Below are 21,952 nucleotides of genomic sequence, written 5' to 3'. Positions count from 1 at the left end.
TTGAAGTAAATTAAATCTTTCAAATGTATGAAAAATTATGGTAATTTTATTTAAAATTATTTATAGCATTGCTTATTCTAGCGATACTTTCCTCTTTACCAATGATTTCCAGAATATCCGGAACGTCTGGTCCTTTCAATTCTCCTACCAAGGATAAACGAAGAGGCATCATTACTTTACCCATACCTAGACCTTTGTTTTCCGCGAAATCATGCATAGTCTGCTTTAATTTTTCTGCAACAAAGTCAGTAGATTCAAATTGGGTAGCTAATTCTCCTAAAATAGCCGAAGTTTCGTCATTCCAAGCTTTTTTAGATGCTTTTTCATCATAAGATGTCGGAGCTTCAAAGAAGAATTTTCCGTTTTCATAGATGTCTTTCGGGAAAGTAGCTCTTTCTTTCATCAGAGGAATTACTTTTAACAGTTTTTCGTCTGTAGCATTAGAAAGATCAAGACCTGAATTTTTAAGCATTTCAAGAAGTTCTGCATCAGATTTCATCTGAATATACTGGTGGTTAAACCATTCAGACTTTTCTTTGCTGAATCTTGCTCCAGCCTTGTGTACTTTATGAAGGTCGAATTCCTTAATCATTTCATCTAAAGACAAAATTTCTTTGTCATCAGCAGGTGACCATCCTAATAATGCAACCATGTTGATGAATGCATCCGGAAGGTAACCATTCTCTCTGTATCCTTTGGAAACAATTCCTGTTGCAGGATCTTTGAAATCAAGCGGGAATACAGGGAATCCAAATTTATCACCGTCTCTTTTGCTTAATTTCCCCTTTCCTTCAGGTTTTAAAATTAGAGAAAGGTGTGCAAACTGTGGTGCTTCCCACTGCATTGCTTCATATAATAAAGTGTGTAGTCCAAGAGAAGGTAACCATTCTTCACCACGGATTACGTGAGAGATTTCCATTTCGTGGTCATCAATGATATTGGCGAAGTGATACGTTGGCATTCCGTCATTTTTTACCAGAACTTTATCATCTAAAGTATTGGTATTTACAGAGGATTTTCCACGGATGATATCTTCCAGGTTCAAAACTCTGTCTACAGGCATTTTAAATCTTACTACATACGGAGTTTTTTCATCCAGTAATCTTTGAACTTCCTCTTCAGAAAGGGCAAGGCTGTTTCTTAAACTGTTTCTGGTTTTATTGTCATAAGAGAAAACATCACCTCTTGCTTCATACTCTGCACGAGCAGCATCCAGCTCTTCAGCAGTATCAAAAGCGATATAAGCATAGTCTGTTTTTAAGATTTGCTCTGTATATCTGTCATAGATATCTCTTCTTTCAGATTGTCTGTAAGGAGCGAATTTTCCTCCTTTCTTAGGGCTTTCATCAGGGATGATTCCGCACCATTCCAAAGCTTCTTCAATATATTCTTCAGCTCCTTCTACATATCTTGCGGTATCTGTATCTTCAATTCTTAATACAAATTCTCCTCCTTGATTTTTAGCAAAAAGGTAATCATATAATGCAGTTCTTACGCCTCCCAAATGTAATGGTCCTGTAGGACTTGGAGCAAAACGTACTCTTACTTTCTCCATTTCAATTTTAATTTTTGCAAATTTACTTAAAATTATGCGTTTACGGGATGATTTATGAAGGGGTTCTGATATTTTTATTCTTAATTTTTCTGTTTAGATTCTCTTTAAGAATCTCATATGAATTGATGAAGAGACGTTAATTTGGAAATAAAAAAAGCTGCCAGATGATTCAGACAGCTTTCTTATTTTGTTGAAGGATTAATCTTTTTTAATCCCTATTATCTTTAAAACCTTATTGATTTTATATTTCATTGTTCTTTTGTAACCCAGAAGTTTTATTCTCTCTGTCAATTGAATATTTTCATGCATTGTTACCAAAAGCTCATTTCTGAAAAATTCTCTTAACAGCTCTTTATCAGAAACTACCTGCTCTAGTTTTTCTAAAGCTTTCATTTTGCTTTCATACATGAAAGTCTGGTTGTAGGTCATTCCCGAAGAGCTCATTCTGTACGCAAGAAGATACTCTTTGATAAAATGTGTTTGTGGGTTGTTTTCATATACCTGTAACCAAAAAATCCAGTCTTCCTTGGCTTTTAATTCTTCGTCGAACTTATATTTTTCCACCAGATCTTTAGAAAAAAGAGCACAGTGAATAGGAATAGAAAAAGTATTATCCCATTTCAATAAAATATCTCGCTGATTGAAATATTCTGATTTTAGTACACAATGAGGAGGAATTATCGTCTGTGTTACATTATCAAATCTTTGGAAATCTGTAATAACAACCGCATTAGTATGCTGATCAATTTTTCTTACAGATTTTTCAAATTTTTCTTTATATAAAAAATCATCACAATCCAGAAACTGTACAAAATCTCCGGATATATTCTGAATTCCGACATTTCTGGCAGAGCTTAACCCTCCATTTGTTTTTTTGACATACTTGATTCTGCTGTCTTTCTTTTGCCAATTCAGAGCAATATCTTCCGTATTATCTGTACTTCCGTCATTGACAAGAATGCATTCCCAGTTCGTATAGGTCTGATTCATTAATGATTCAATACAGCTATCCAGAAAGATCGCCTGATTGTAGCAGGGAACGATGACAGATATCTTTACGGAGTGATTCATAAGGGGCTTAGATTACTTGTTTTTGTATATTTTTTTGCCATCCTTTATTCCCTTCCACATTTTGGAAATAAGTAGCTTCTTTTCTGAAAACGGATATTCTTTTCCTTTAATAATCATCATTACTTTTGAGAAAAAGTCTCTGTAAAGATTCTTATAGAACATTGAACTAAAGTTTTCGGGGAAATAAGGTCTAATGTTTTTTCTCAGTAAAAAGATGTTTCTGTATTCATAATACGCCTGCAAAGGTCTGATTTTATAAGAGATATTAGCTCTCTTGCGATACATTGCCGCTGTTTTGGTATACATTACATTGGTGTGAAGATTGGCTAAGATACCATACTCTGTATCATCTCCTGCAATGAAATATTCTTTATTGGGAAACCCAATTTTTTCAACCAGATCTCTGTGAATAAGCATCCCTTCGAAACATGCCGTATTTACATAGCAGAAGTCTTTGTTTTCTAAAGATATATTATGGTGCAGCACAGGCATACATATTCTGTAATCGAAATAATGTTCCCATTTAAACACTTCGTTATTATCACTGAAAATCCTCAACGGATGAATACATTGTGACAATTCTTTATATTTCAAAAGATTTTCAAGACAGTCTTTAAAAGGTTCTACGTCATCATCCATTACCCAGATCCATTCGTAGCCGGCTTCATAAGCTTTTTTTATTCCTGTATGGAAACCACCGGCGCCTCCAAGATTTTCCTGAGTTACAATTTCAATTTGAGGCTGATGTAATGTTTTAAGATAAGCATCTGTGCCATCTGTAGATCCATTATTTACAATAATAATTTTGTCTGGTGGAGTCGTTTGATCCAGAATTCCCTGAATACCTTCTTTAAGGAACTCTAATCTGTTATAGGTCACTACAACAGCACAGACAGAATTGGGATTAATCATAAGTTTGAAATTAACTTTTGTATTCTTTGAACGGCTTTTTCGTATTGAAGATTTTCAACGGCAAAGTCATAAGCATTTTGAGTAATGGTATTATAATAATCTTCGCCTTGTTGTTCTACAAATTTTATCTGATCCATCAGATCCGAAAGATCATTTTTTACAGGAATAAAATGTTTATAAGGTTCCAGTTCAAAATGATAATAAGATTTCCATTGTCTATCCTGAATAAACAGAAGCCTTTTAGTAAACAGAAGCATTTTTATCCTTCCACTGTATCCTCTGCCTTCAATATCTATGAGATATTTATATTTTGCATGATCTATTAATGAAATATAAGGGATATCCTTTTTCCCGCTTACAGCCTGATCTACGTAAGTATTGTAAGCTTCAATGATATCAGGATGCTGCTCAGAATATTCTATAATCTTATTTCTGTTGAGATGGGTTTGGGTATTTCCAATCCACAACATTTTTGAGTGAATATATTTTTTTTCTGCTGCTTCCTTAATTTTCGTTACCGTTTTATTAAACTCAGGAATCCCCGCCTGTTGCCAATGATCAAATATAAAATCCGGAAAAACAAAATCCAGGTCTTCCTTTTTATCACAACAATAATAGAAATTTCCTTTGATTAATTGTTCGGTAGGAAAGTCTCCTGTATGCAGACTCAGTTTGATATCATGTTGAGGAATGCCTAATTTGATGGCATCCAGAACTTGCTTAAGGGATGATTCTGCTCTGGTTTGAAAGGAATTGTAGTTTTCTACAGATGCAATCTGCCCATTTTTAGTGGTGATATTCAGTAATTCCCTTGGTGGTTCCTGCACCTTATTCTTTTTCCACCACATATTATTGGAATTGTTTAGCTGTTTCCAGTGCTTCTGCAATTACGTGGTGCATATCCATATAACGGTATGTAGCAAGTCTTCCTATGAAAGTAATATTGGAAAGTTTGTCTTTTTCTTCAAAATACTTTTCAAGCATTTCCATATCACCTTGTAATCTTTTAGGATAATAAGGAATATCTTTTTCATCCGTTTCTTTACTGAATTCTTTGAAGTATACAGTTTTATCATGCTCTTCCCAAGGTGTGAAGTGCTTGTGCTCGTGAATTCTCGTATGTGGAGTTTCCTGATCTGCATAATTGATCACTGCATTTCCCTGGAAGTCACCTTCATCAGTGAATTTCTCAAAAAATACGGTTCTGTAGCCTAATCTGCCATATTTATAATCAAAATAAGCATCAATAGGTCCTGAATAGAACACATGATCATATTCTGAGAAGTCAATTTCTTCAGCCGTTAATTTTTTATTTAATGTTACAGTGATATTAGGATGGTTCAGCATCTTTTCAAAGATCTCAGTATATCCGTTTCTTGGAATTCCCTGAAGAGGCATTGCGTAATAATTATCATTATAATTAAACCTTACAGGAAGTCTTTTCAATATGCTTGCTGGAAGCTCAGACGGTTCACAGCCCCATTGTTTTTTAGTATATCCATAGAAGAAAGCCTTATAAAGGTCTTTTCCTACAAATTTCAATGCCTGTTCTTCAAAATTCTGAGGAACATCAATGGAAGTATCGCTTAATGATTCAATAAATGACTTAGCTTCTTTAGGAGAAAAATCTTTTTTGAAAAACTGATTAATGGTATGAAGATTAATAGGGAGGGAATAAACCTGATTCTGATATATAGATTTTACACGGTTGATGAATGGAACCATTTCACAAAACTGTTGAATATAATTCCATACCTCTACATTATCCGTATTAAAAATGTGCGGACCGTATTGATGCAGTGTAATACCTGTTTCAGCATCTTTTTCCGTATAACAGTTACCCCCGATATGACTTCTTTCTTCTACCACATGAACGATATTGTTCTCGCAAAGCTGTTGAGCCAAAACACTTCCTGAGAAGCCACTTCCTATAATTAAATATTTCTTCATTGATTCTTATTTAAGAGCAGTTTAATCCTTGATAATTTCTTTGATCCAGTTACTGAAACCGTATTTTTTTACAATGTCATCCGGAAGTTCAAAGTAAGGTGTACTTATAAACTGTTCAATATTTTTATAATTCTCGTTTTCCAGAACAAAGATATTGTCAGGATGGTAAAAATCATAATTTTTTACTACTAAATTATCCGTTATTATCTTTTTCTTATAATACAAAGCTTCAAAAAACCTGATGGAAAGACCATCTTGCCTTGGGTCTACGAAATCAAGTAGTAGATCAGCATTTTTTACATAATTCAGGTTTTCTGCAAACGAAATTCTATCTTTTATGTACTTTATTTTAGGGTTTTTATTTTCATTAGGTGTAAATTCCTGCAAGAAAAACTGAAGATCAATATTGAAATCACTGATATTTTTAATGAAGCCATCTATTTTTTTTCGTCTGTTTTCCAAATCTAGCCCTACAAAATAGAGTAGAGGATGAGTAAGATTATATTGCTTATACGCAGGCTTTTCTATCTCAAAATAAAAATTGGTGGTTTTGTAGATATGATTTTCTACATCCGTATTTTCAAAACAGAAAAATTTATCAACCAAAGGAATATAATTTCTTACTTCAGGATATTTTTCCATGCCATCCCATTGATAGGCAATTAATTTTTTTGTTCTTGCTTTTAAATTCTTCACGAAAGGAATAGGGAAGTTATCGGGACGGATTATTAATATATAATCCAGCTCTCCTTCAATTTCCGAAAGACTTTTATTAAGATCTTCAAGCGTATGTCTGCTGATTAGATTTTGTTTGTATTGCTTGTTTCTGAGAATGTTTTTAATAAAAAAATTCTGAATGCTTTCCGTTCCTTTATATTTGAATTTTGATACTTTGTCAGTAATCAGATAGGTGTCAAATCCTTCTATTTCCAGGTTTTTCAGAAATAGTTTAGGAAAATCCGAGTAATTTGGCATTACTAAAAGAAATCTTTTTTTTTTCACAGTTTTAATTTGAATTTAAAAGACTGAACATGAGAATTTTATAATGCTTGCGAAGACTGTTGACAGGATAATTGAAGTATTCGTTCTTTATTGCCTGAGCGTCTTTTAAGCTAATATTATTAAGGAACTTAAAGTACTTTTTTGCTGTACTATCAAGCTCAATATGATCATTAAACTTAGGATTTACTTCTTTGAAAGTTTTTTCCATCTGTTCAATAGCTTCTGAAGAATAATTACCATGGTGTTTATAATTTCCTATGATGATCTTTTTCAGATAAACGATATAATAAGCAATAATGCCACGTTCAGGAAACTTCTGGTAATATTTTTCGTAAATAGTTTTGAGTACACTCAGATAACCTAACAGATTTTTATCACCGTTTTTTTGAGTAATAGATTGTGTGTTATCTTTAGTGTAATGATAAGTGATTTCAGGAATGAACGTTACTTTTTCAGCAGTGAGCATGACTTCAAAGAACCAAAGTTCGTCCTCATGATAAATACCACTTAAGAATTTAATATTGTTTTTTCTAAGGAAATCAGCCTTATATAATTTGTTCGGAGCAATAGGACTTAAGCCTTCAATCATATTTTTAATAAGAACTTCCGAATGCTTATTTTCAAAGGTTTGTTTGTTTTCAGGATGAGGTAAATAAGAAAGAACTTTCTTGTCATTCCAGGTTACTAATGCTGTTTTTCCTGCAATGATATCTTCTTTTCCGGTATAAGCTGACAGTAAAGATTCTATAGCATTCTGAGGAAGACAGTCATCGCTGTCACAGAAAAATATGAAATTACCGGTAGCTTTTTCCAGACCGACGTTACGGGTATCTGATAATCCTTTGTTTTCTTGACTGTAAACAGCGAATCGTGGATCAGAAAATGCTGTAATTATATCTAAAGTATTATCTGTACTGCCATCATTGATCACAATACATTCAATATTTTTATAAGTCTGATTCTGTATGCTTTCCAATACTTCTTTTACATAATATGAAGCATTATAGCAAGGAACAATGATGCTTACCAGAAAATTACCCATGATTGACTATAATTTTTTTAATGTATTGCTTACGGCTTCTATTGAAAAAGGTTTTAAGCTGTCAACAGAATTTTTACTCAGCGTATTCCAAAGTTCCTCATTATTATTCAACTGAATGATGGCTTCTGCAAACGTTTTTTCATCATTGGCAATCAGTACATTTTTCTGATCGGTAAGCTGCATTCCTTCGGCTCCTATATCGGTAGTAACAACTGGGAAGAAGTATTCAAAAGCCTGACCGATTTTTCCTTTAACTCCAGCCCCGAATCTTAACGGTGCTACCATAATTCTGGAATTCATGAAATGTTCTTCAATACTTTCCACAAAGCCTAAAAATTTAAACTTTGGATATTGTTTGATATCAAGTTTATCTGCTACATTTCCAATGACACTTACTTCCAGTTCAGGATTTGTTTTCCAAACTAGAGGCATGATTTTTTCGTATAAAAACTTTACCGCATCAATATTAGGTTCATGAATGGACCCGATGAAAATAATTCCTTTACTTTCATTGAAGTTTTTTCGTTCAGAAATATCAATTTTAGGATAATGGATATTGGAAATGGTAATGATCTTATTCTTATCCGCATACTGTGCCATAGTCTCTTTTTCCTTATCTGAGATCGCAACAATATAATCCAATTGAGGTGCAATCACAGTCTCTAAACGGAAAAAATGCTTATAGTTTTTCTTTAAAGAAATACGGGCTGGCTCCAGTTCAATTGCTCTTTTGTATCTTAAGAAATGAATATCCACCATGTCATACATAAATTTGGTACGAGGAAGGATATTCTTCATCTTTTTATAGAACAGATTCAGAGCTAGAGGTCCATTGAACCAAACGTAATCTACATTTTTGAAGGAAGACAGAAACTCATAAATGTTTTTGTATTTGTTGTTTTCTACAAAGACAATCACACCAAGTTGCTGATAGAAATGCACATACGTATTATCCTCAAACATATGAGGAGCAAACAGAATGCAATTGTATCCTAATTCCTTATAGATTAAAATAATTTCTTTCAATCTGTTGGATCCGGAATCCTTATCATGAGTCGGGAAATCTCTCGAGGTAAAAAGAATAGTTTTTTTGGATGCATCATACAAATGAATGTTGATGATGTCCTGAGTTTGAAGCTCTTTAAGTCTTTTTTTTCTTCTGAAATGTTTTTTTATGTCCTTTAAGATTCCCATCAGTTAGTTTTTATTATCTAATTCAAAAACCTTGTTTACCCAGCTTTGAAGAGTATATCTTTCATAGATTTCCTCTGGAATCTTTTCATAAGGGCTTTCAAAAAAAGATTGATCAAGATTAGTGATATTTTTATTTAAAATCAAAATATTATTCGGGTTATAAAAATCATAAGTTTTAATAGATTCATTATCTGTTATGATTTTCTTTTCCAGAGACATAGCCTCGAAAACTCTGAAGCTTAATCCATATTGTCCTTCACGCATCAGATCAAGTAAAACTCTGGAGTTTTTATAATAAGTGGGAAGATCATTGTGCGGTATCTTTTTAATGCTGAAAATAAGAAACAGGTTTTTAGGAATCTGGATAAACATATTAGTCAGCTGATGTCTCCATGATTTTTTTCCGATTACCATAATCTGGAATTTTAATCCAAGATCCATTAGTTTTTTTGCCAGTAACTTCACCATTGAAACTCTTCTGCTGTCATAGGAAGTGATGTAGAACATATCCATTTGAGGGTTCTGTTTTTCCTGTGAAATATGTGGAAGATAAATATAATTGGTGATCTTTTCAAAACCATGTTTTCTAACGTCTATCCCGTCAAAAGAGAATATTTTGTCAAAAAGATGCAGCTTATCTTCTACCGGAACTCTTTCCAGGTTATCGTAAAGATAAGTGATGAGGCGGTTTGTATATGTTTTGATCTTTTCCAGAGTGATAAGATCAAATGTGTCCGGATTTAATACAAGAATCTGATCCTGATGTCCTAGTTTTTCAAGGGAATCAAGAACGTATTTCTGTCTTTTCTCAGTCTTAAGGTTCTTATTTAAAAAAGTTTTGCTCAAGGCATTTACAGCCCTTTCATTAAAGTTGGAATGGGTGACAGCACTTATTTTTATATGATGGGATTCAATACCTCGTTTGCATAATGCTTCAACAATATACTTATCATAATCCCAGAAGTCATAACTAATGATACAAATCTTCATTCAACTAATTTTGCTCTTTTTTTAATGATTCATAGGTTTCAAACACACTTAAGGATTGCAGATATGAAAGCTGATATCCTTCTTTTCCGTCCAAAATACCAAGTCTCATTATATAGGCTTTAAAGAATTTAAAAGCAGTTTTAAGATATTGAACCCCAATACTGTATTTTTTTCCTTTTGCAGCCAGTTCTTTTCCCTTTAATACCCCGTAATGAATCATTTTCTGTTTATATGATTCATAATCTGAAACGGAATAATGGAGTAATTTATTTTTTAATACCCCGATAGCCCCGTTTACGTCAAGGGTTTCATGTACCTTTTTGCCAGCCATATATCTTGCTTTCGACTTTCTGAAAAGCCTGAAGTTTTTATCAGATTGAGTTCCTGAAAAATGGATTGGTTTTTTAGCAAAAAAGAATTTTCTGTAAAAGTAGTAAGCATCTTTTTGCTCAGGTTTATTCAGTTCCTCTATAATTTCTGTCCTTAAGGCAGGAGTAATTCTTTCATCTCCATCCAGAAATAATACCCAATCATGAGTTGCTGCATCCAAGGCTAGGTTTCTTTGCTTTGTAAAGTCTTCAAATTTGTTCTGAATCACCTTTACATTAGGGAATTTTTTTGCAATATCTACAGTTTTGTCCGTACTGAATGAATCTATCACGATAATTTCATCACAGAAATCAAAACATTCCAGGACTTCCTGTATATTTTTTTCTTCATTGTATGTTATGATTAAACCACTTATTTGCATCATAACGTATTGTTTAGTAAGGAAATAGTTGCTATCTCTCTTAATATCATTTTCAATCTGTTTTTTATCTGTCAAAGATAAGTTTTAATTTGAATTTTATAAACGAATCACTGCCATTTATAACTATTCTATATATCCAAATAGACTACCTTATTGAATAGATACTGCAAATTCGATTCCTAAATGTATTTATCGGTAGAATATCATTTTTTGATAGGCTTAAGATATATAAATTATGGGTATGATTTTCAAAAAAACCATACCCATTTTTGGAAGGAGACAAGTGAAATATTGCTCACTTATATTGTATTTAATTCTTATTTATATTCAAGAATTGTTTTTTCAATAATCTTCACACAGTCTAATAGCTGTTCTTCAGTAATTACCAATGGTGGTGCTAATCTGATGATGTTTCCGTGTGTAGGTTTTGCTAATAAACCGTTTTCTTTCAATTGTAAACAAAGATTCCATGCTGTGGAACTTTCTGGTGTATCATTGATTAGGATAGCATTTAAAAGACCTTTTCCTCTTACTTTAGTGATAAGATCAGATTTTTCAATTAATTTTTCAATTTCAGCTCTGAATAACTGTCCAAGCTCTTCTGCTCTTTCAGATAATTTTTCGTCAGCTACCACATCTAATGCTGCCACTGCTACTGCACATGCAATTGGGTTTCCACCGAAAGTAGAACCGTGCTGTCCTGGCTTGATAACGTTCATGATCTCATCATTAGCAAGTACTGCAGATACAGGATACATTCCTCCTGAAAGTGCTTTTCCTAGGATTAAGATATCCGGTTGTACATTTTCGTGGTGACAAGCGATTAGTCTTCCGGTTCTTGCAATACCCGTTTGAACCTCGTCAGCAATGAAAAGGACATTGTGCTTTTTACACAATTCAGAAGCATTTTTAAGGAAATTTTCATCCGGAACATATACTCCGGCTTCTCCTTGAATAGGCTCTACAAGGAATGCTGCGATGTTTCCAGCTTCTCTGCTTAATACTTCTTCCAGTGCAGCGATATCGTTATAAGGAATCTTAATAAATCCAGGTGTGAAAGGACCGTAGTTTTGATTGGCATCAGGATCATTAGAGAAAGAAACGATAGTTGTCGTTCTTCCGTGGAAATTATTTTCACAAACGATGATCTTTGCAGCGTTTTCTGAAATTCCTTTTACTTCGTAGCTCCATTTTCTGGCAAGTTTTACGGCTGTTTCTACTGCTTCAGCACCAGAGTTCATCGGTAATACTTTATCAAACCCAAAAAGAGTAGTGATTTTTTGTTCGTATTCTCCTAATTTAGAGTTATAAAAAGCTCTTGAAGTTAAAGCTAGTTTTTGAGCCTGCTCTATTAATGCCCCTACAATTTTAGGGTGAGAGTGTCCTTGATTCACAGCAGAATATGCTGAAAGAAAATCATAATATTTTTTGCCCTCTACATCCCATATGAAAACACCTTCTCCACGATCCAGAACTACTGGAAGAGGGTGGTAATTGTGTGCTCCATGTTTGTCTTCAAGGTCAATAAAATACTGCGAGTTTTTTGTTTGTTCTGCTGTTGACATATGTTTGGTTTTTCACAAATTTACATAATATTAATGAGATGAATGAACAAAAATGGAGTAGAGTATAAAGCTGTAAATGAAGTGTATTTTGAGGGTTAAATGAAGGGATTTAGAGAATATTTCTTGAACGGATAAACTGTTGCAGGTATTCTATCTTTATAAATAAGGTAGTATTGATCCTATATTTCTTCAATGTTTCAGCTTTTTCCTTTACAATTATCTCTTAACAATTTATATATTAAGGAATTAAATCTTTTCTTAAAAATTCAAAATTACTTCCGTTAGGGTTGTAAGCTTTACATGAAAATACTAAACGATATTTGTAGTATTTAGATTCAAGATGAATATTGTTGATTTCTTTAGCAATTCCTAAAGCATTGTTTTTCATAGAATCAGGCTCTATATTACAATTTTTTTTACTGTAAAGATAAAGAGTATACGTTAGGGTATCCTGATTTTTAACCTGTCTTTCAAATTCCGGGTTGCGCTCTATGGTTTCAATATGATAATCTTTTTTTATTCTTTCAAATATTCTTTCTTCCTCTGGATGGTTTATTCTTTTCGATGAACTGAAATAAGTAAGCATGAAAACCGCAAAAAAGCTTGTAGCCAGGTAAAGCAGAATGCCACCTGTACAGATGATCAGTATCCATTTTAAAACTTTATTCATGGTTGTATTCAAAGATATCAAGAAAAAAATAATCCGTCATACAAATTTGTATGACGGATTATTGAAGTTTTATTTTACATCATCTTAGTGATGATTGTCGTATTTTCTGTCCATTACAAAATCCTCCATGAATTTTGTAGTGTAGTTTCCTGCAAGATAATCTTCGTTATCCATTAGTTGTCTGTGGAAAGGAATTGTAGTTTTTACACCTTCAATATAGAATTCCTCAAGAGCACGTCTCATTTTTGCAATAGCTTCCTCACGGGTTTGAGCCGTAGTGATAAGTTTAGCAATCATAGAGTCGTAGTTGGAAGGGATTGTATATCCTGAATAAACGTGAGTATCTACTCTGATTCCGTGTCCTCCAGGGATGTTTAATCCAGTGATTTTTCCCGGAGATGGTCTGAAGTCTGCGTAAGGGTCTTCAGCGTTTATTCTACACTCGATTGAATGTAATTTAGGGTAATAATTGATTCCTGAAATAGGAGTTCCCGCAGCAAGAAGGATTTGTTCTCTGATAAGGTCATAATCAATTACCTGCTCAGTGATCGGGTGCTCTACCTGGATTCTTGTATTCATTTCCATGAAATAGAAATTTCTGTGCTTGTCTACAAGGAATTCGATAGTTCCTACCCCTTCATATCCAATAAATTCAGCAGCCTTTACAGCAGCATCACCCATTTTCTCACGAAGTTCGTCTGTCATGAACGGAGAAGGAGTTTCTTCAGTTAATTTCTGATTTCTTCTTTGTACAGAACAGTCTCTTTCAGAAAGGTGACAAGCTTTACCATATTGGTCTCCAGCAACCTGAATTTCGATGTGTCTTGGCTCTTCAATCAGTTTTTCCATATACATACCTCCGTTTCCAAAGGCAGCTACAGCTTCCTGAATTGCAGATTCCCAGTGATCTTTAAGGTCTTCAGCTTTCCATACAGCTCTCATCCCTTTACCACCACCACCGGCAGTTGCTTTAATCATAACTGGATATCCTGTTTCTTCAGCAACTTTTACAGCGTGTTCGTAAGATTCAATTAATCCGTCAGAACCTGGTACACAAGGTACACCAGCTGCTTTCATGGTAGCTTTAGCATTCGCTTTATCTCCCATTTTCTCAATCTGTTCAGGAGAAGCACCGATAAATTTGATACCGTTCTTTTCGCAGATTCTGGAGAAATTAGCATTTTCAGATAGGAATCCATAACCTGGGTGAATGGCGTCAGCATTTGTAATTTCTGCCGCAGCAATAATGTTAGGGATTTTAAGGTATGAGTCTTTGCTCATCGCAGGACCAATACAAACAGCTTCATCAGCAAATCTTACGTGAAGACTGTCTTTATCTGCAGTAGAGTATACTGCAACGGTTTTGATCCCCATTTCTTTACAAGTACGTAAAATACGCATTGCAATTTCGCCACGATTGGCTATTAATATTTTTTTGAACATCTCTCCGAAATTTTAAATTATAAATTTTGAATTTTAAATTATTTTAAATGAAGAAGTTTCATCTAAAATTTATAATCTTTAATCTAAAATTCCTTAAGATGGATCTACTAAGAATAATGGTTGGTCGTATTCTACAGGAGTAGCATCGTCAACTAAGATCTTAACGATTTTTCCGCTGATTTCAGATTCAATCTGGTTGAATAACTTCATTGCTTCAATTACGCAAACTACTTTACCAACAGAAACTTCATCACCTACATTTACGAATACGTCTTTATCCGGAGATGGCTTTCTGTAGAAAGTACCAATCATCGGAGATTTGATTGTTACATATTTGCTATCATCAGATGCAGCCTCAGCTTTTTCTGCAGGTGCAGCAGCAGGAGTTGCAGCAGGAGCCGGAGCAGCTACAGCCTGTGGAGCTGTGTGGTATACTGCAGGTTGTGCGTAAACAGCGTCGCTTCCAGCTAATGGAGTTTTAATAGTGATTTCGAAATCTTTAGTTTTGTACTTCACTTCTGAAACTTCAGCCTTAGATACAAACTTAATAAGATTCTGTATGTCTTTAATGTCCATAAATTTGATATTTGATTTGGTGTCAAAGATACCAAAAAAACGTAAAAAACAACAAAAAACCGCCAAATTTTATCAAAATTGGGCGGTTTTTGTATTAAAATGAGGCTTTTTCAATGAAAAGCGACTCTTAGTTTTCTTCAGTAGTAGCTACTTCTTTTTCCAATACTACTTTACCTCTGTAGTAAAGTTTTCCTTCATGCCAGTGAGCTCTGTGGTATAGGTGAAGCTCTCCTGTTGTTGCATCTTTAGCTAATTGAGGAACTACAGCTTTGTAGTGAGTTCTTCTCTTATCTCTTCTTGTAGACGACTGTCTTCTCTTTGGATGTGCCATTTTCTAATAACTTTTTTAATTGATGAGCGATGAGATTCATCATCTCATCATATTTAAATTATTCTATTTAATTATTGTCTCTTAATTTTCTTAACGCTTCCCATCTAGGGTCACTTTCATGTTCTTCCTCTTCAACTTCCTCAATATCTTTTGGACTGAACTGATCAAGAATTTGTATATCTTCATCACTTACATTCGGTGAAATCTTTTTCATTGGGATAGAAAGCATTACATTTTCGTAGATCAAATGTGCTACATTGAAAGCATGCTCTCCGGTAGGAATTGTAATGACCTCTTCATTGCTGTCATCATATTCTTCCCCGAAATTCACCAGAATCTTAATTTCATTCTCAATAGGATAGTTAAAATCTTCGTTTGTAATGTCACAAACCAACTCAACTAACCCTTTGATTTTAATCTCAAATTCCAAGAAAGTAGTATGTTTATCAAGTAATACACTTACTTCTATCTTTGGATTTGTAAATTCCTGCTCAGTGTCAAATAATTGAAAGAACGTTTTATCTATCTCAAACTTGAACTCGTGTTTTCCGTTTTTAAGTCCGGAAAAGCTTACGTCATAGTTTCTTAACTTGTCCATAAAATGAGTGTGCAAAAATATGCATTTTTTTTAAAATAACAAATAAAATCTATAACAAATTAATTTAAAATTTGTTTCAACGATTTATGCTTCAGTTTCCTCGGGCAGATCTTCATCTATACCGTTGTCTATAACCATTTTTCTAGGCTGGAGACGATTATTCATCAGTTCATCGTATTCACTCCTGTTTTTAAATACTTTGATAGCTGTGAAAATAGCTTCCGTAAAACTCTGCTCATCAGCAATATTTTTCCCCGCAATATCATAGGCAACTCCATGATCTGGAGAAGTTCTGATAAAAGGAAGACCTGCTGTATAATTTACACCTTCTTCATAAGCAAGTGTCTTGAAAGGAGCTAGTCCCTGATCGTGATACATTGCTAAAACCGCATCAAAGTTCTTGTATTTGTTCGGTTGAAAGAAGCTGTCTGCCGGGAAAGGTCCGAACGCTAGAATTCCATTATCTGAAAGTTCCTGAATAGCCGGGCTGATGATTTCAATTTCTTCATTTCCGATTACTCCGCCGTCACCTGCATGAGGATTAAGCCCTAATATGGCAATTTTTGGTTTCTGAATACAGAAATCTTCAATAAGAGTCTGGTTTAATACTCTGATCTGCTTTTTGATTTTATCCTTGGAAATATTCTCTGCAACCTGAGCAATAGGAATATGATGAGTAGATACCGCTACTTTAAGATCTTCAGTTACCAGGAACATTAATCCCTTTTTGCTGAATTTCTCTTCAAAATATCCTGTATGTCCAGCATGCTTAAAGCCCATCTTTACCATTTCGTCCTTATTGATAGGAGCTGTTACCAAAACATCAATATCTCCTTTCATTAAAGCTTCAGTAGCAGCTTCTAAAGAGTCGATAGCCATTTTAGTTGATTCTTCCGTAGGAACTCCCAATTCTACATTGACGTTTTCCTTAGTAAGATTCACCATGTTCAGTTTTCCGGGCTGGGCTTGGGAAGCTTCATTTACATAGTTGAAGTTAAGATTCAGCTTGAAAATGTTTTTCTGATAAGTGAATAATTTCCCGGAACCAAAAATTACAGGAGTGAAAAAATCTGTAATGGTTTTGTCTTTCAGAGACTTCATAATGATCTCCGGACCGATGCCGTTGAAATCACCGATTGAAATTCCTACTCGTACTTTATGGTTTTTTGGGCTCATTTTGATTATCTTTGAAGATTATAATTTACAAATTTAGCAAAAAATAATATGTTCACAGGAATTATTGAAGCAGTTGGTGTTATTGAAAAGATTGAAGAAAAAGGAAGCAACATAGATTTCACCCTGACATGCCCTTTTACAAACGAACTTAAAATTGATCAAAGTCTTGCTCACAACGGATGTTGTCTTACTGTGGTTGAGATTAAAGATAATCAATATGTAGTAACAGCCATCAACGAAACATTAGAAAAAACCAATCTTGGAAAATGGGAATTGGGAACAGTTGTAAACCTTGAACGTTGCATGAAAATGGACGGAAGGCTAGATGGTCATATCGTTCAGGGACATGTTGACAAAACAGGAGAAGTAGTAGGAATTGAAAACAAAGACGGAAGTTATTTCATTACCATGAAATATGAATCAGACGGAAGTTTTGTAACAGTGCCTCAAGGATCAATTACTGTAAACGGAATCAGTTTAACTGTAGCTAAAAGTGAGGACGCACAGTTTTCAGTGGCGATTATTCCTTATACTTGGGAATTTACCAATATGCAGCATTTGAAGATTGGTGATAAAGTTAACTTAGAATTTGACATCATTGGTAAGTATATTGCTAGGTTAATTAAAAAGTAGGATGTCAATTAATAAATATAAAGGATATAGCTTAAGGAACCGTGTCTTTTTCGGTTTCTTATTGGTATGCTTTTTAAGTGTTGTAGCTACTTCATTGGTTCCTTACTTTGTGTTGAGAAATAATTCTCTGCAGCAAAGTAATATCGATATGCAGGAGAAGACCAATGCTGTAATGAGGTATCTGGACTATGCGGTAAGCCGTACATTGGTAGAAACGAAAGATCTTCCGAAAGTTTTAGGTAATAAAATCTTTGAAATAGCAGATATTAATCAGCATGATATAGTTATTTATGATCTGAAAGGAAACTATCTGCTTTCTAATAAAGACGAAAGTCTGATTGATCAGAAATCACTTCCAATAGATATTATCAACAAAATCCTTGCTACTGATGCGAGAGTTGATATGACCAGATATGATGCGTCCAAAGATGCTAAGCTTACTTCCTCGTACCTTTTGTTGAAAAATAATGAACTCGAACCAATAGGTGTAGTTTATATTCCTTTATATCATAATGAATCCGCGTATCTGGAGGTTCTTCACCAATACGTAAAATATATACTTTTAGTTGATATATTTCTTATTTTATTTAGTATCTGGATCAGTTGGGTGACCTCTAACAGTCTTGCTAAAACAATTACGAAATTTTCTGATATGATTACCCGTATTACATTATTTGAAAATGAAATGCGTCCTATCAGATATTATAAAAATGATGAATTGAATGCTTTAGCAAGAGCCTATAACAGAATGATTCTACAGATTCAGGATCAAAAAGAAAGATTAAGATTCAAAGCATCAGAAGAAGCGTGGAGAGAAATGGCGAAACAGGTTGCTCACGAGGTGAAAAACCCGCTTACTCCAATGAAACTTACTATTCAGAACTTTGAAAGGAAATTTGATCCCGAAGATCCGAATATTAAAGAAAGAGTAAAGCAGATGAGTAAAACGATGGTAGATCAGATCGATCTGATTGCTACTGTGGCTTCTGCATTTTCAGAATTTGCCAAACTTCCTGAAAAAAATAATGAGGTGATCAATCTGAATACTGAGGTTGAAGATATCCTTCGTGTATTCAATGATGATAGTATCTTTATGCATGCTAATAAGAGTAATATTATGATCAATATGGATAGAATTTATCTTTCCAGGATCATTACTAATCTTGTAACCAATGCTAAACAGGCAGAAAGTGATCAACGAAAACTGATTATCAATGTAGATGTAGAACAACACCAGAGAAGGGTAATTGTTTCTGTTCAGGATAATGGTATCGGAATCCCTGAAAACATGTATGAGAGAATTTTCGAACCCAATTTTACCTCTAAAAATAGCGGTATGGGACTTGGTTTATCCATGGTGAGAAAAATGATCGAAGACTACAAAGGTGAGATTTCTGTGAAGTCAGAAGTAGGGAAGGGATCTACATTTATTATTACTTTGCCTACTAATTTATAGTGAAACCTTTTACATTTAAACAATTTCAGATTCAACAGTCTAAAAATGTCTTTCGTGTAGGAACAGACGGTGTTTTGCTGGGAGCTTTAGCGAATATTGAATCAGCTTCTAATATTCTGGAAGTAGGAACAGGAACAGGGTTAATTTCATTAATGTTAGCACAAAGAAACCTTAATGCAGATTTTCTCGGATTGGATATTAATGAAGAAGCTGTTGCGCTTACAAAACTCAATTTTGAAAGCTCTCCTTTTCGGGAAAGACTAAAAAATAATCATCAGGATTTTAAAACATTTGAAACAGAATGTAAATTCGATCTCATTGTTTCAAACCCACCTTACTTTGAAGAATCAGGCTCAGAAAAAGACAAAATTGCCCGTCAGACAGTCGAATTAAACTTCAGACAATTGATTGAAAAAACGGCTGTTCTTCTGACTGAAAAAGGGTTGTTTTCTGTGATTATTCCTGTTGAAGCCGGAGAGATTTTTGATCAAATTGCATCAGAAAATAATTTATTTCTGAATCGAAAGGTGAATATTAAAGGAATTGAAAATTCAAGTGTAAAAAGACTTATTTTAGAGTTTTCTCAGGTAGAAAAAATCACTGAAGTATCAGAATTTATTATAGAAAAAAGTCCGAGAATATACTCGGACCAATATCTTGAACTCACTAAGGAGTTTCATGTCTTTAAAAAGGATATTTAAGGTTGAAATAACCTTTATTTTTACTCAAATAACTCAGCAGTATCCAATACGGAAACTTTTCCGTCCTCACATCTGATTGCTTCGCCAGGGAAGTTCTGGATCATATGGTAATCATGCGTTGCCATTACTACAGCGGCTCCGTTTTCAAGGGCAACCTGCTTTAATAAAGTCATGATTTCATTGGATGTTTCAGGGTCAAGGTTTCCTGTTGGCTCATCTGCTAAGATAAGATCCGGATGATTTAGAAGAGCTCTTGCGATGGCGATACGCTGTTGTTCACCTCCGGAAAGTTCGTGTGGCATTTTGTGCTTTTTGCTCTTCATGTTCACGCTTCCTAATACTTCATTGATGCGGTCTTCTATTTTTACCTTATCATTCCATCCCGTAGCTTCCAGAACGAATTTTAAGTTTTTCTCAACAGTTCTGTCGGAAAGTAATTGGAAATCCTGAAATACGATTCCTAGTTTTCTTCTTAAGTTAGGAATGTCAGACGGTTTTAGTTTAGCCAAATCAAATCCTACTACAGATCCATGTCCTGAAGCTAATGGAATGTGTCCATAAAGTGTTTTCAGAAGGGAGCTTTTTCCGGAACCTGTTTTTCCAATAAGATAGCAGAATCTGCCTTTTTTAATATTAAGATTTACATCAGAAAGAACAGTAAAGTTTTTTTGGGCAATTTTTGCGTGCTGTAAACTTATAATATTGTCTCCGGAGATATTTGTATGTGGCATAATTTAATTTTAAAGGCTATTTCTAACAAAAAATTTTCAATCTTTAAAAATAGAAAAAAGAAGTCTATTTGACTCTAATTTTAATAAATTTTAACAACAAAAAATGCCTGAAAAGAAACTTTTCAAGCATGTTTTGTATATGATAATAAAAAGATTATCTCTTAGCGCGTGCAGCACTTACAGTTAAACTCTTTCTGCCTTTAGCTCTTCTCGCAGCCAAAACTCTTCTTCCATTTGGCGTAGACATTCTTTCTCTGAAACCGTGTTTGTTTCTTCTTTTTCTTTCTGATGGCTGGAATGTTCTTTTACTCATTACTATATGTTTAAATCGTAATTAATCTATTAATTTTCAGGTTGCAAAGATATAGAAATTTTTATAAGATACAAACTTTAATAATCTTTTTTTGAAAATATTTAGAATGTTTTTTAATCAAATACTTACAAAGCCTGATGGAAAACTAAATTCCGGATGCAAAAATAATATTTAAATGATTTATATAAAAGCTCTATCTTTGAAAACTTTAATTTTAACGAAAATAAACACAAGATGTTTACACCAGCAGAACTTTTAGAAATCAATACATTACTAACACCTGAAAACAAAATAGTTATCCTTACTCACTATAATCCGGATGGTGATGCTATTGGTTCCAGTCTGGGATTAAAACATTATTTAAGAGCAAAAGGAATTCATGCAGAGGTAATCGTTCCGAACGATTTTCCAAAATTTCTGAAATGGATGCCGGAATCTAAAAAGGTTATTATTGCAGAATATAAAAGAAAACTGGCTTCCGATATGATTGCCGGAGCAGATGTTATTTTCTGTCTGGATTTTAATTCTCCATCAAGAATCGGATTGTTGGGTGACTGGCTGGTAAAAGCTACAGGAAAGAAAATTCTTATTGATCATCACCAACAGCCTGAACAGTTTGATTTTGTATATTCAGATACTGTAATTCCTGCAACTTCACAGATGATTTATCATTTCATTGAAGCAATGGATGATGAAAAACTAGTGAATCTTGATATTGCTGAATGTCTGTATACAGGAATAATGACAGATACCGGAGGTTTCCGTTTTCGTTCAACAAGTGCCACTACGCATAGAATTATTGCAAACCTGATTGAGAAAGGAGCAGATCCGGCAATGATTACTTCCAATACATGGGATACCAATACAGTTTCCCGACTTCACCTGCTTGCCTTGGTATTGGGAAGAATAGAAGTAGTGAATGAAGGTAGAGTAGCTATTCTTAGTCTTACCAGAAATGAACTTAAAGAATTTGGTTTCCAGAAAGGAGATACAGAAGGCTTTGTAAACTATGGTTTAAGTATTGCCGGAGTGAAGATGTCTGCATTCTTTATGGAAGATCTATATGAAGACTTTGTGAAGATTTCTTTCAGAAGTAAAGATGATGTAGATGTAAATCAATTCTCCAGAAAATATTTTAACGGAGGAGGTCATATCAACGCGGCTGGAGGGAAATCCCTTGATTCTTTACCAGGAACTATTGAAGTATTCAAAACAAGGCTGATCGAAGAGAATCTGTAGAAAGAGTATAGAAAGTTGGGAAAGGTTATAGTTAAAACTTATAAGCTTTGAAA

At 34.0% G+C, this 21,952-nt stretch carries 23 protein-coding genes; 4 read left to right on the top strand and 19 right to left on the bottom strand.

The features are described from left to right. Positions 1–46: 46 nt before the first annotated feature. The 17 genes from gltX to pdxA form a co-directional block, all read right to left on the bottom strand. Entirely contained in the window at positions 47–1,555 is a 1,509-nt protein-coding gene (gene gltX / locus BW983_RS09420) for a glutamate--tRNA ligase (protein ID WP_076551707.1), read from the bottom strand. 198 nt (positions 1,556–1,753) lie between these two features. After that, positions 1,754–2,626, bottom strand: a complete 873-nt coding sequence (locus BW983_RS09415) for a glycosyltransferase family 2 protein (protein WP_076551706.1) — start codon at positions 2,624–2,626, stop codon at positions 1,754–1,756. A 12-nt stretch (positions 2,627–2,638) separates the two neighbouring features. Beyond that, positions 2,639–3,538, bottom strand: coding sequence for a glycosyltransferase family 2 protein (locus tag BW983_RS09410; RefSeq protein ID WP_076551705.1), 900 nt, complete (start codon positions 3,536–3,538; stop codon positions 2,639–2,641). Beyond that, positions 3,535–4,386: a glycosyl transferase family 90 gene (locus tag BW983_RS09405; protein WP_076551704.1), complete on the bottom strand. Its 852-nt coding sequence runs from the start codon at positions 4,384–4,386 to the stop codon at positions 3,535–3,537. Before BW983_RS09405 ends, BW983_RS09410 begins: the two co-directional genes overlap by 4 nt. Position 4,387: 1 nt before the next feature. Further along, positions 4,388–5,488, bottom strand: coding sequence for a UDP-galactopyranose mutase (gene glf / locus BW983_RS09400; protein ID WP_076551703.1), 1,101 nt, complete (start codon positions 5,486–5,488; stop codon positions 4,388–4,390). Positions 5,489–5,509: 21 nt separating this feature from the next. After that, positions 5,510–6,490, bottom strand: a complete 981-nt coding sequence (locus BW983_RS09395) for a WaaS/CpsH family glycosyltransferase (protein WP_076551702.1) — start codon at positions 6,488–6,490, stop codon at positions 5,510–5,512. A 4-nt stretch (positions 6,491–6,494) separates the two neighbouring features. Continuing rightward, complete coding sequence (locus BW983_RS09390) at positions 6,495–7,532, bottom strand: glycosyltransferase family 2 protein (protein WP_076551701.1); 1,038 nt, start codon at positions 7,530–7,532, stop codon at positions 6,495–6,497. A gap of 6 nt (positions 7,533–7,538) precedes the next feature. Continuing rightward, entirely contained in the window at positions 7,539–8,726 is a 1,188-nt protein-coding gene (locus BW983_RS09385; protein ID WP_076551700.1) for a glycosyltransferase, read from the bottom strand. Between the two features lie 3 nt (positions 8,727–8,729). Beyond that, the gene (locus tag BW983_RS09380) at positions 8,730–9,716 is read right to left on the bottom strand and encodes a WaaS/CpsH family glycosyltransferase (protein WP_076551699.1); all 987 of its coding nucleotides are present in this window, start codon (positions 9,714–9,716) and stop codon (positions 8,730–8,732) included. Positions 9,717–9,720: 4 nt separating this feature from the next. Continuing rightward, entirely contained in the window at positions 9,721–10,470 is a 750-nt protein-coding gene (locus BW983_RS09375; protein WP_076551782.1) for a glycosyltransferase family 2 protein, read from the bottom strand. Positions 10,471–10,784: 314 nt separating this feature from the next. Next, a complete protein-coding gene (gene rocD, locus BW983_RS09370; protein WP_076551698.1) occupies positions 10,785–12,032 on the bottom strand; it encodes an ornithine--oxo-acid transaminase in 1,248 nt (415 codons plus the stop codon). A 238-nt stretch (positions 12,033–12,270) separates the two neighbouring features. Then, positions 12,271–12,702, bottom strand: a complete 432-nt coding sequence (locus tag BW983_RS09365) for a hypothetical protein (RefSeq protein ID WP_076551697.1) — start codon at positions 12,700–12,702, stop codon at positions 12,271–12,273. Between the two features lie 84 nt (positions 12,703–12,786). After that, a complete protein-coding gene (accC, locus tag BW983_RS09360; RefSeq protein ID WP_076551696.1) occupies positions 12,787–14,145 on the bottom strand; it encodes an acetyl-CoA carboxylase biotin carboxylase subunit in 1,359 nt (452 codons plus the stop codon). A 93-nt stretch (positions 14,146–14,238) separates the two neighbouring features. Further along, positions 14,239–14,721: an acetyl-CoA carboxylase biotin carboxyl carrier protein gene (accB, locus tag BW983_RS09355; protein WP_076551695.1), complete on the bottom strand. Its 483-nt coding sequence runs from the start codon at positions 14,719–14,721 to the stop codon at positions 14,239–14,241. Between the two features lie 127 nt (positions 14,722–14,848). After that, positions 14,849–15,052, bottom strand: a complete 204-nt coding sequence (gene rpmF, locus BW983_RS09350) for a 50S ribosomal protein L32 (protein ID WP_007843326.1) — start codon at positions 15,050–15,052, stop codon at positions 14,849–14,851. Positions 15,053–15,119: 67 nt separating this feature from the next. Continuing rightward, the gene (locus BW983_RS09345) at positions 15,120–15,650 is read right to left on the bottom strand and encodes a YceD family protein (protein WP_076551694.1); all 531 of its coding nucleotides are present in this window, start codon (positions 15,648–15,650) and stop codon (positions 15,120–15,122) included. 84 nt (positions 15,651–15,734) lie between these two features. Next, a complete protein-coding gene (gene pdxA / locus BW983_RS09340; protein ID WP_076551693.1) occupies positions 15,735–16,826 on the bottom strand; it encodes a 4-hydroxythreonine-4-phosphate dehydrogenase PdxA in 1,092 nt (363 codons plus the stop codon). A gap of 48 nt (positions 16,827–16,874) precedes the next feature. Here pdxA and BW983_RS09335 point away from each other — a divergent pair, with 48 nt between their 5' ends. From BW983_RS09335 to BW983_RS09325, 3 genes are read left to right on the top strand one after another with little or no spacing between them, the layout of a single operon-like run. After that, the gene (locus BW983_RS09335) at positions 16,875–17,459 is read left to right on the top strand and encodes a riboflavin synthase (protein WP_076551692.1); all 585 of its coding nucleotides are present in this window, start codon (positions 16,875–16,877) and stop codon (positions 17,457–17,459) included. Position 17,460: 1 nt separating this feature from the next. Continuing rightward, positions 17,461–18,915, top strand: coding sequence for a sensor histidine kinase (locus tag BW983_RS09330; RefSeq protein WP_076551691.1), 1,455 nt, complete (start codon positions 17,461–17,463; stop codon positions 18,913–18,915). Further along, entirely contained in the window at positions 18,915–19,616 is a 702-nt protein-coding gene (locus tag BW983_RS09325) for a tRNA1(Val) (adenine(37)-N6)-methyltransferase (protein ID WP_076551690.1), read from the top strand. The genes BW983_RS09330 and BW983_RS09325 overlap by 1 nt, the downstream gene beginning before the upstream one ends. A 20-nt stretch (positions 19,617–19,636) precedes the next feature. Here BW983_RS09325 and BW983_RS09320 read toward each other — a convergent pair whose 3' ends face one another. Next, complete coding sequence (locus BW983_RS09320) at positions 19,637–20,347, bottom strand: cell division ATP-binding protein FtsE (protein ID WP_068944857.1); 711 nt, start codon at positions 20,345–20,347, stop codon at positions 19,637–19,639. Positions 20,348–20,501: 154 nt separating this feature from the next. Further along, positions 20,502–20,660 carry a 50S ribosomal protein L34 gene (gene rpmH, locus BW983_RS09315; protein WP_039365072.1) on the bottom strand — a complete coding sequence of 53 codons (159 nt, stop codon included), beginning with the start codon at positions 20,658–20,660 and terminating at the stop codon, positions 20,502–20,504. Positions 20,661–20,894: 234 nt separating this feature from the next. On the opposite strand from rpmH, the gene BW983_RS09310 reads away from it, so the two are divergent. Next, positions 20,895–21,899, top strand: coding sequence for a DHH family phosphoesterase (locus BW983_RS09310; protein WP_076551689.1), 1,005 nt, complete (start codon positions 20,895–20,897; stop codon positions 21,897–21,899). Positions 21,900–21,952: the final 53 nt, after the last annotated feature.

This window comes from Chryseobacterium ureilyticum (assembly GCF_900156735.1).
GTDB lineage: Bacteria > Bacteroidota > Bacteroidia > Flavobacteriales > Weeksellaceae > Chryseobacterium > Chryseobacterium ureilyticum.
This window is presented reverse-complemented; position numbering and strand designations above follow the sequence as displayed.

Bases quoted from the DNA above. Each gene is read 5' to 3' on its own strand.
- gltX (WP_076551707.1), bottom strand. From the start codon at position 1,555: ATGGAGAAAGTAAGAGTACGTTTTGCTCCAAGTCCTACAGGACCATTA.
- BW983_RS09415 (WP_076551706.1), bottom strand. From the start codon at position 2,626: ATGAATCACTCCGTAAAGATATCTGTCATCGTTCCCTGCTACAATCAG.
- BW983_RS09410 (WP_076551705.1), bottom strand. From the start codon at position 3,538: ATGATTAATCCCAATTCTGTCTGTGCTGTTGTAGTGACCTATAACAGA.
- BW983_RS09405 (WP_076551704.1), bottom strand. From the start codon at position 4,386: ATGTGGTGGAAAAAGAATAAGGTGCAGGAACCACCAAGGGAATTACTG.
- glf (WP_076551703.1), bottom strand. From the start codon at position 5,488: ATGAAGAAATATTTAATTATAGGAAGTGGCTTCTCAGGAAGTGTTTTG.
- BW983_RS09390 (WP_076551701.1), bottom strand. From the start codon at position 7,532: ATGGGTAATTTTCTGGTAAGCATCATTGTTCCTTGCTATAATGCTTCA.
- BW983_RS09385 (WP_076551700.1), bottom strand. From the start codon at position 8,726: ATGGGAATCTTAAAGGACATAAAAAAACATTTCAGAAGAAAAAAAAGA.
- BW983_RS09380 (WP_076551699.1), bottom strand. From the start codon at position 9,716: ATGAAGATTTGTATCATTAGTTATGACTTCTGGGATTATGATAAGTAT.
- BW983_RS09375 (WP_076551782.1), bottom strand. From the start codon at position 10,470: ATGATGCAAATAAGTGGTTTAATCATAACATACAATGAAGAAAAAAAT.
- rocD (WP_076551698.1), bottom strand. From the start codon at position 12,032: ATGTCAACAGCAGAACAAACAAAAAACTCGCAGTATTTTATTGACCTT.
- BW983_RS09365 (WP_076551697.1), bottom strand. From the start codon at position 12,702: ATGAATAAAGTTTTAAAATGGATACTGATCATCTGTACAGGTGGCATT.
- accC (WP_076551696.1), bottom strand. From the start codon at position 14,145: ATGTTCAAAAAAATATTAATAGCCAATCGTGGCGAAATTGCAATGCGT.
- accB (WP_076551695.1), bottom strand. From the start codon at position 14,721: ATGGACATTAAAGACATACAGAATCTTATTAAGTTTGTATCTAAGGCT.
- rpmF (WP_007843326.1), bottom strand. From the start codon at position 15,052: ATGGCACATCCAAAGAGAAGACAGTCGTCTACAAGAAGAGATAAGAGA.
- BW983_RS09345 (WP_076551694.1), bottom strand. From the start codon at position 15,650: ATGGACAAGTTAAGAAACTATGACGTAAGCTTTTCCGGACTTAAAAAC.
- pdxA (WP_076551693.1), bottom strand. From the start codon at position 16,826: ATGAGCCCAAAAAACCATAAAGTACGAGTAGGAATTTCAATCGGTGAT.
- BW983_RS09335 (WP_076551692.1), top strand. From the start codon at position 16,875: ATGTTCACAGGAATTATTGAAGCAGTTGGTGTTATTGAAAAGATTGAA.
- BW983_RS09330 (WP_076551691.1), top strand. From the start codon at position 17,461: ATGTCAATTAATAAATATAAAGGATATAGCTTAAGGAACCGTGTCTTT.
- BW983_RS09320 (WP_068944857.1), bottom strand. From the start codon at position 20,347: ATGCCACATACAAATATCTCCGGAGACAATATTATAAGTTTACAGCAC.
- rpmH (WP_039365072.1), bottom strand. From the start codon at position 20,660: ATGAGTAAAAGAACATTCCAGCCATCAGAAAGAAAAAGAAGAAACAAA.
- BW983_RS09310 (WP_076551689.1), top strand. From the start codon at position 20,895: ATGTTTACACCAGCAGAACTTTTAGAAATCAATACATTACTAACACCT.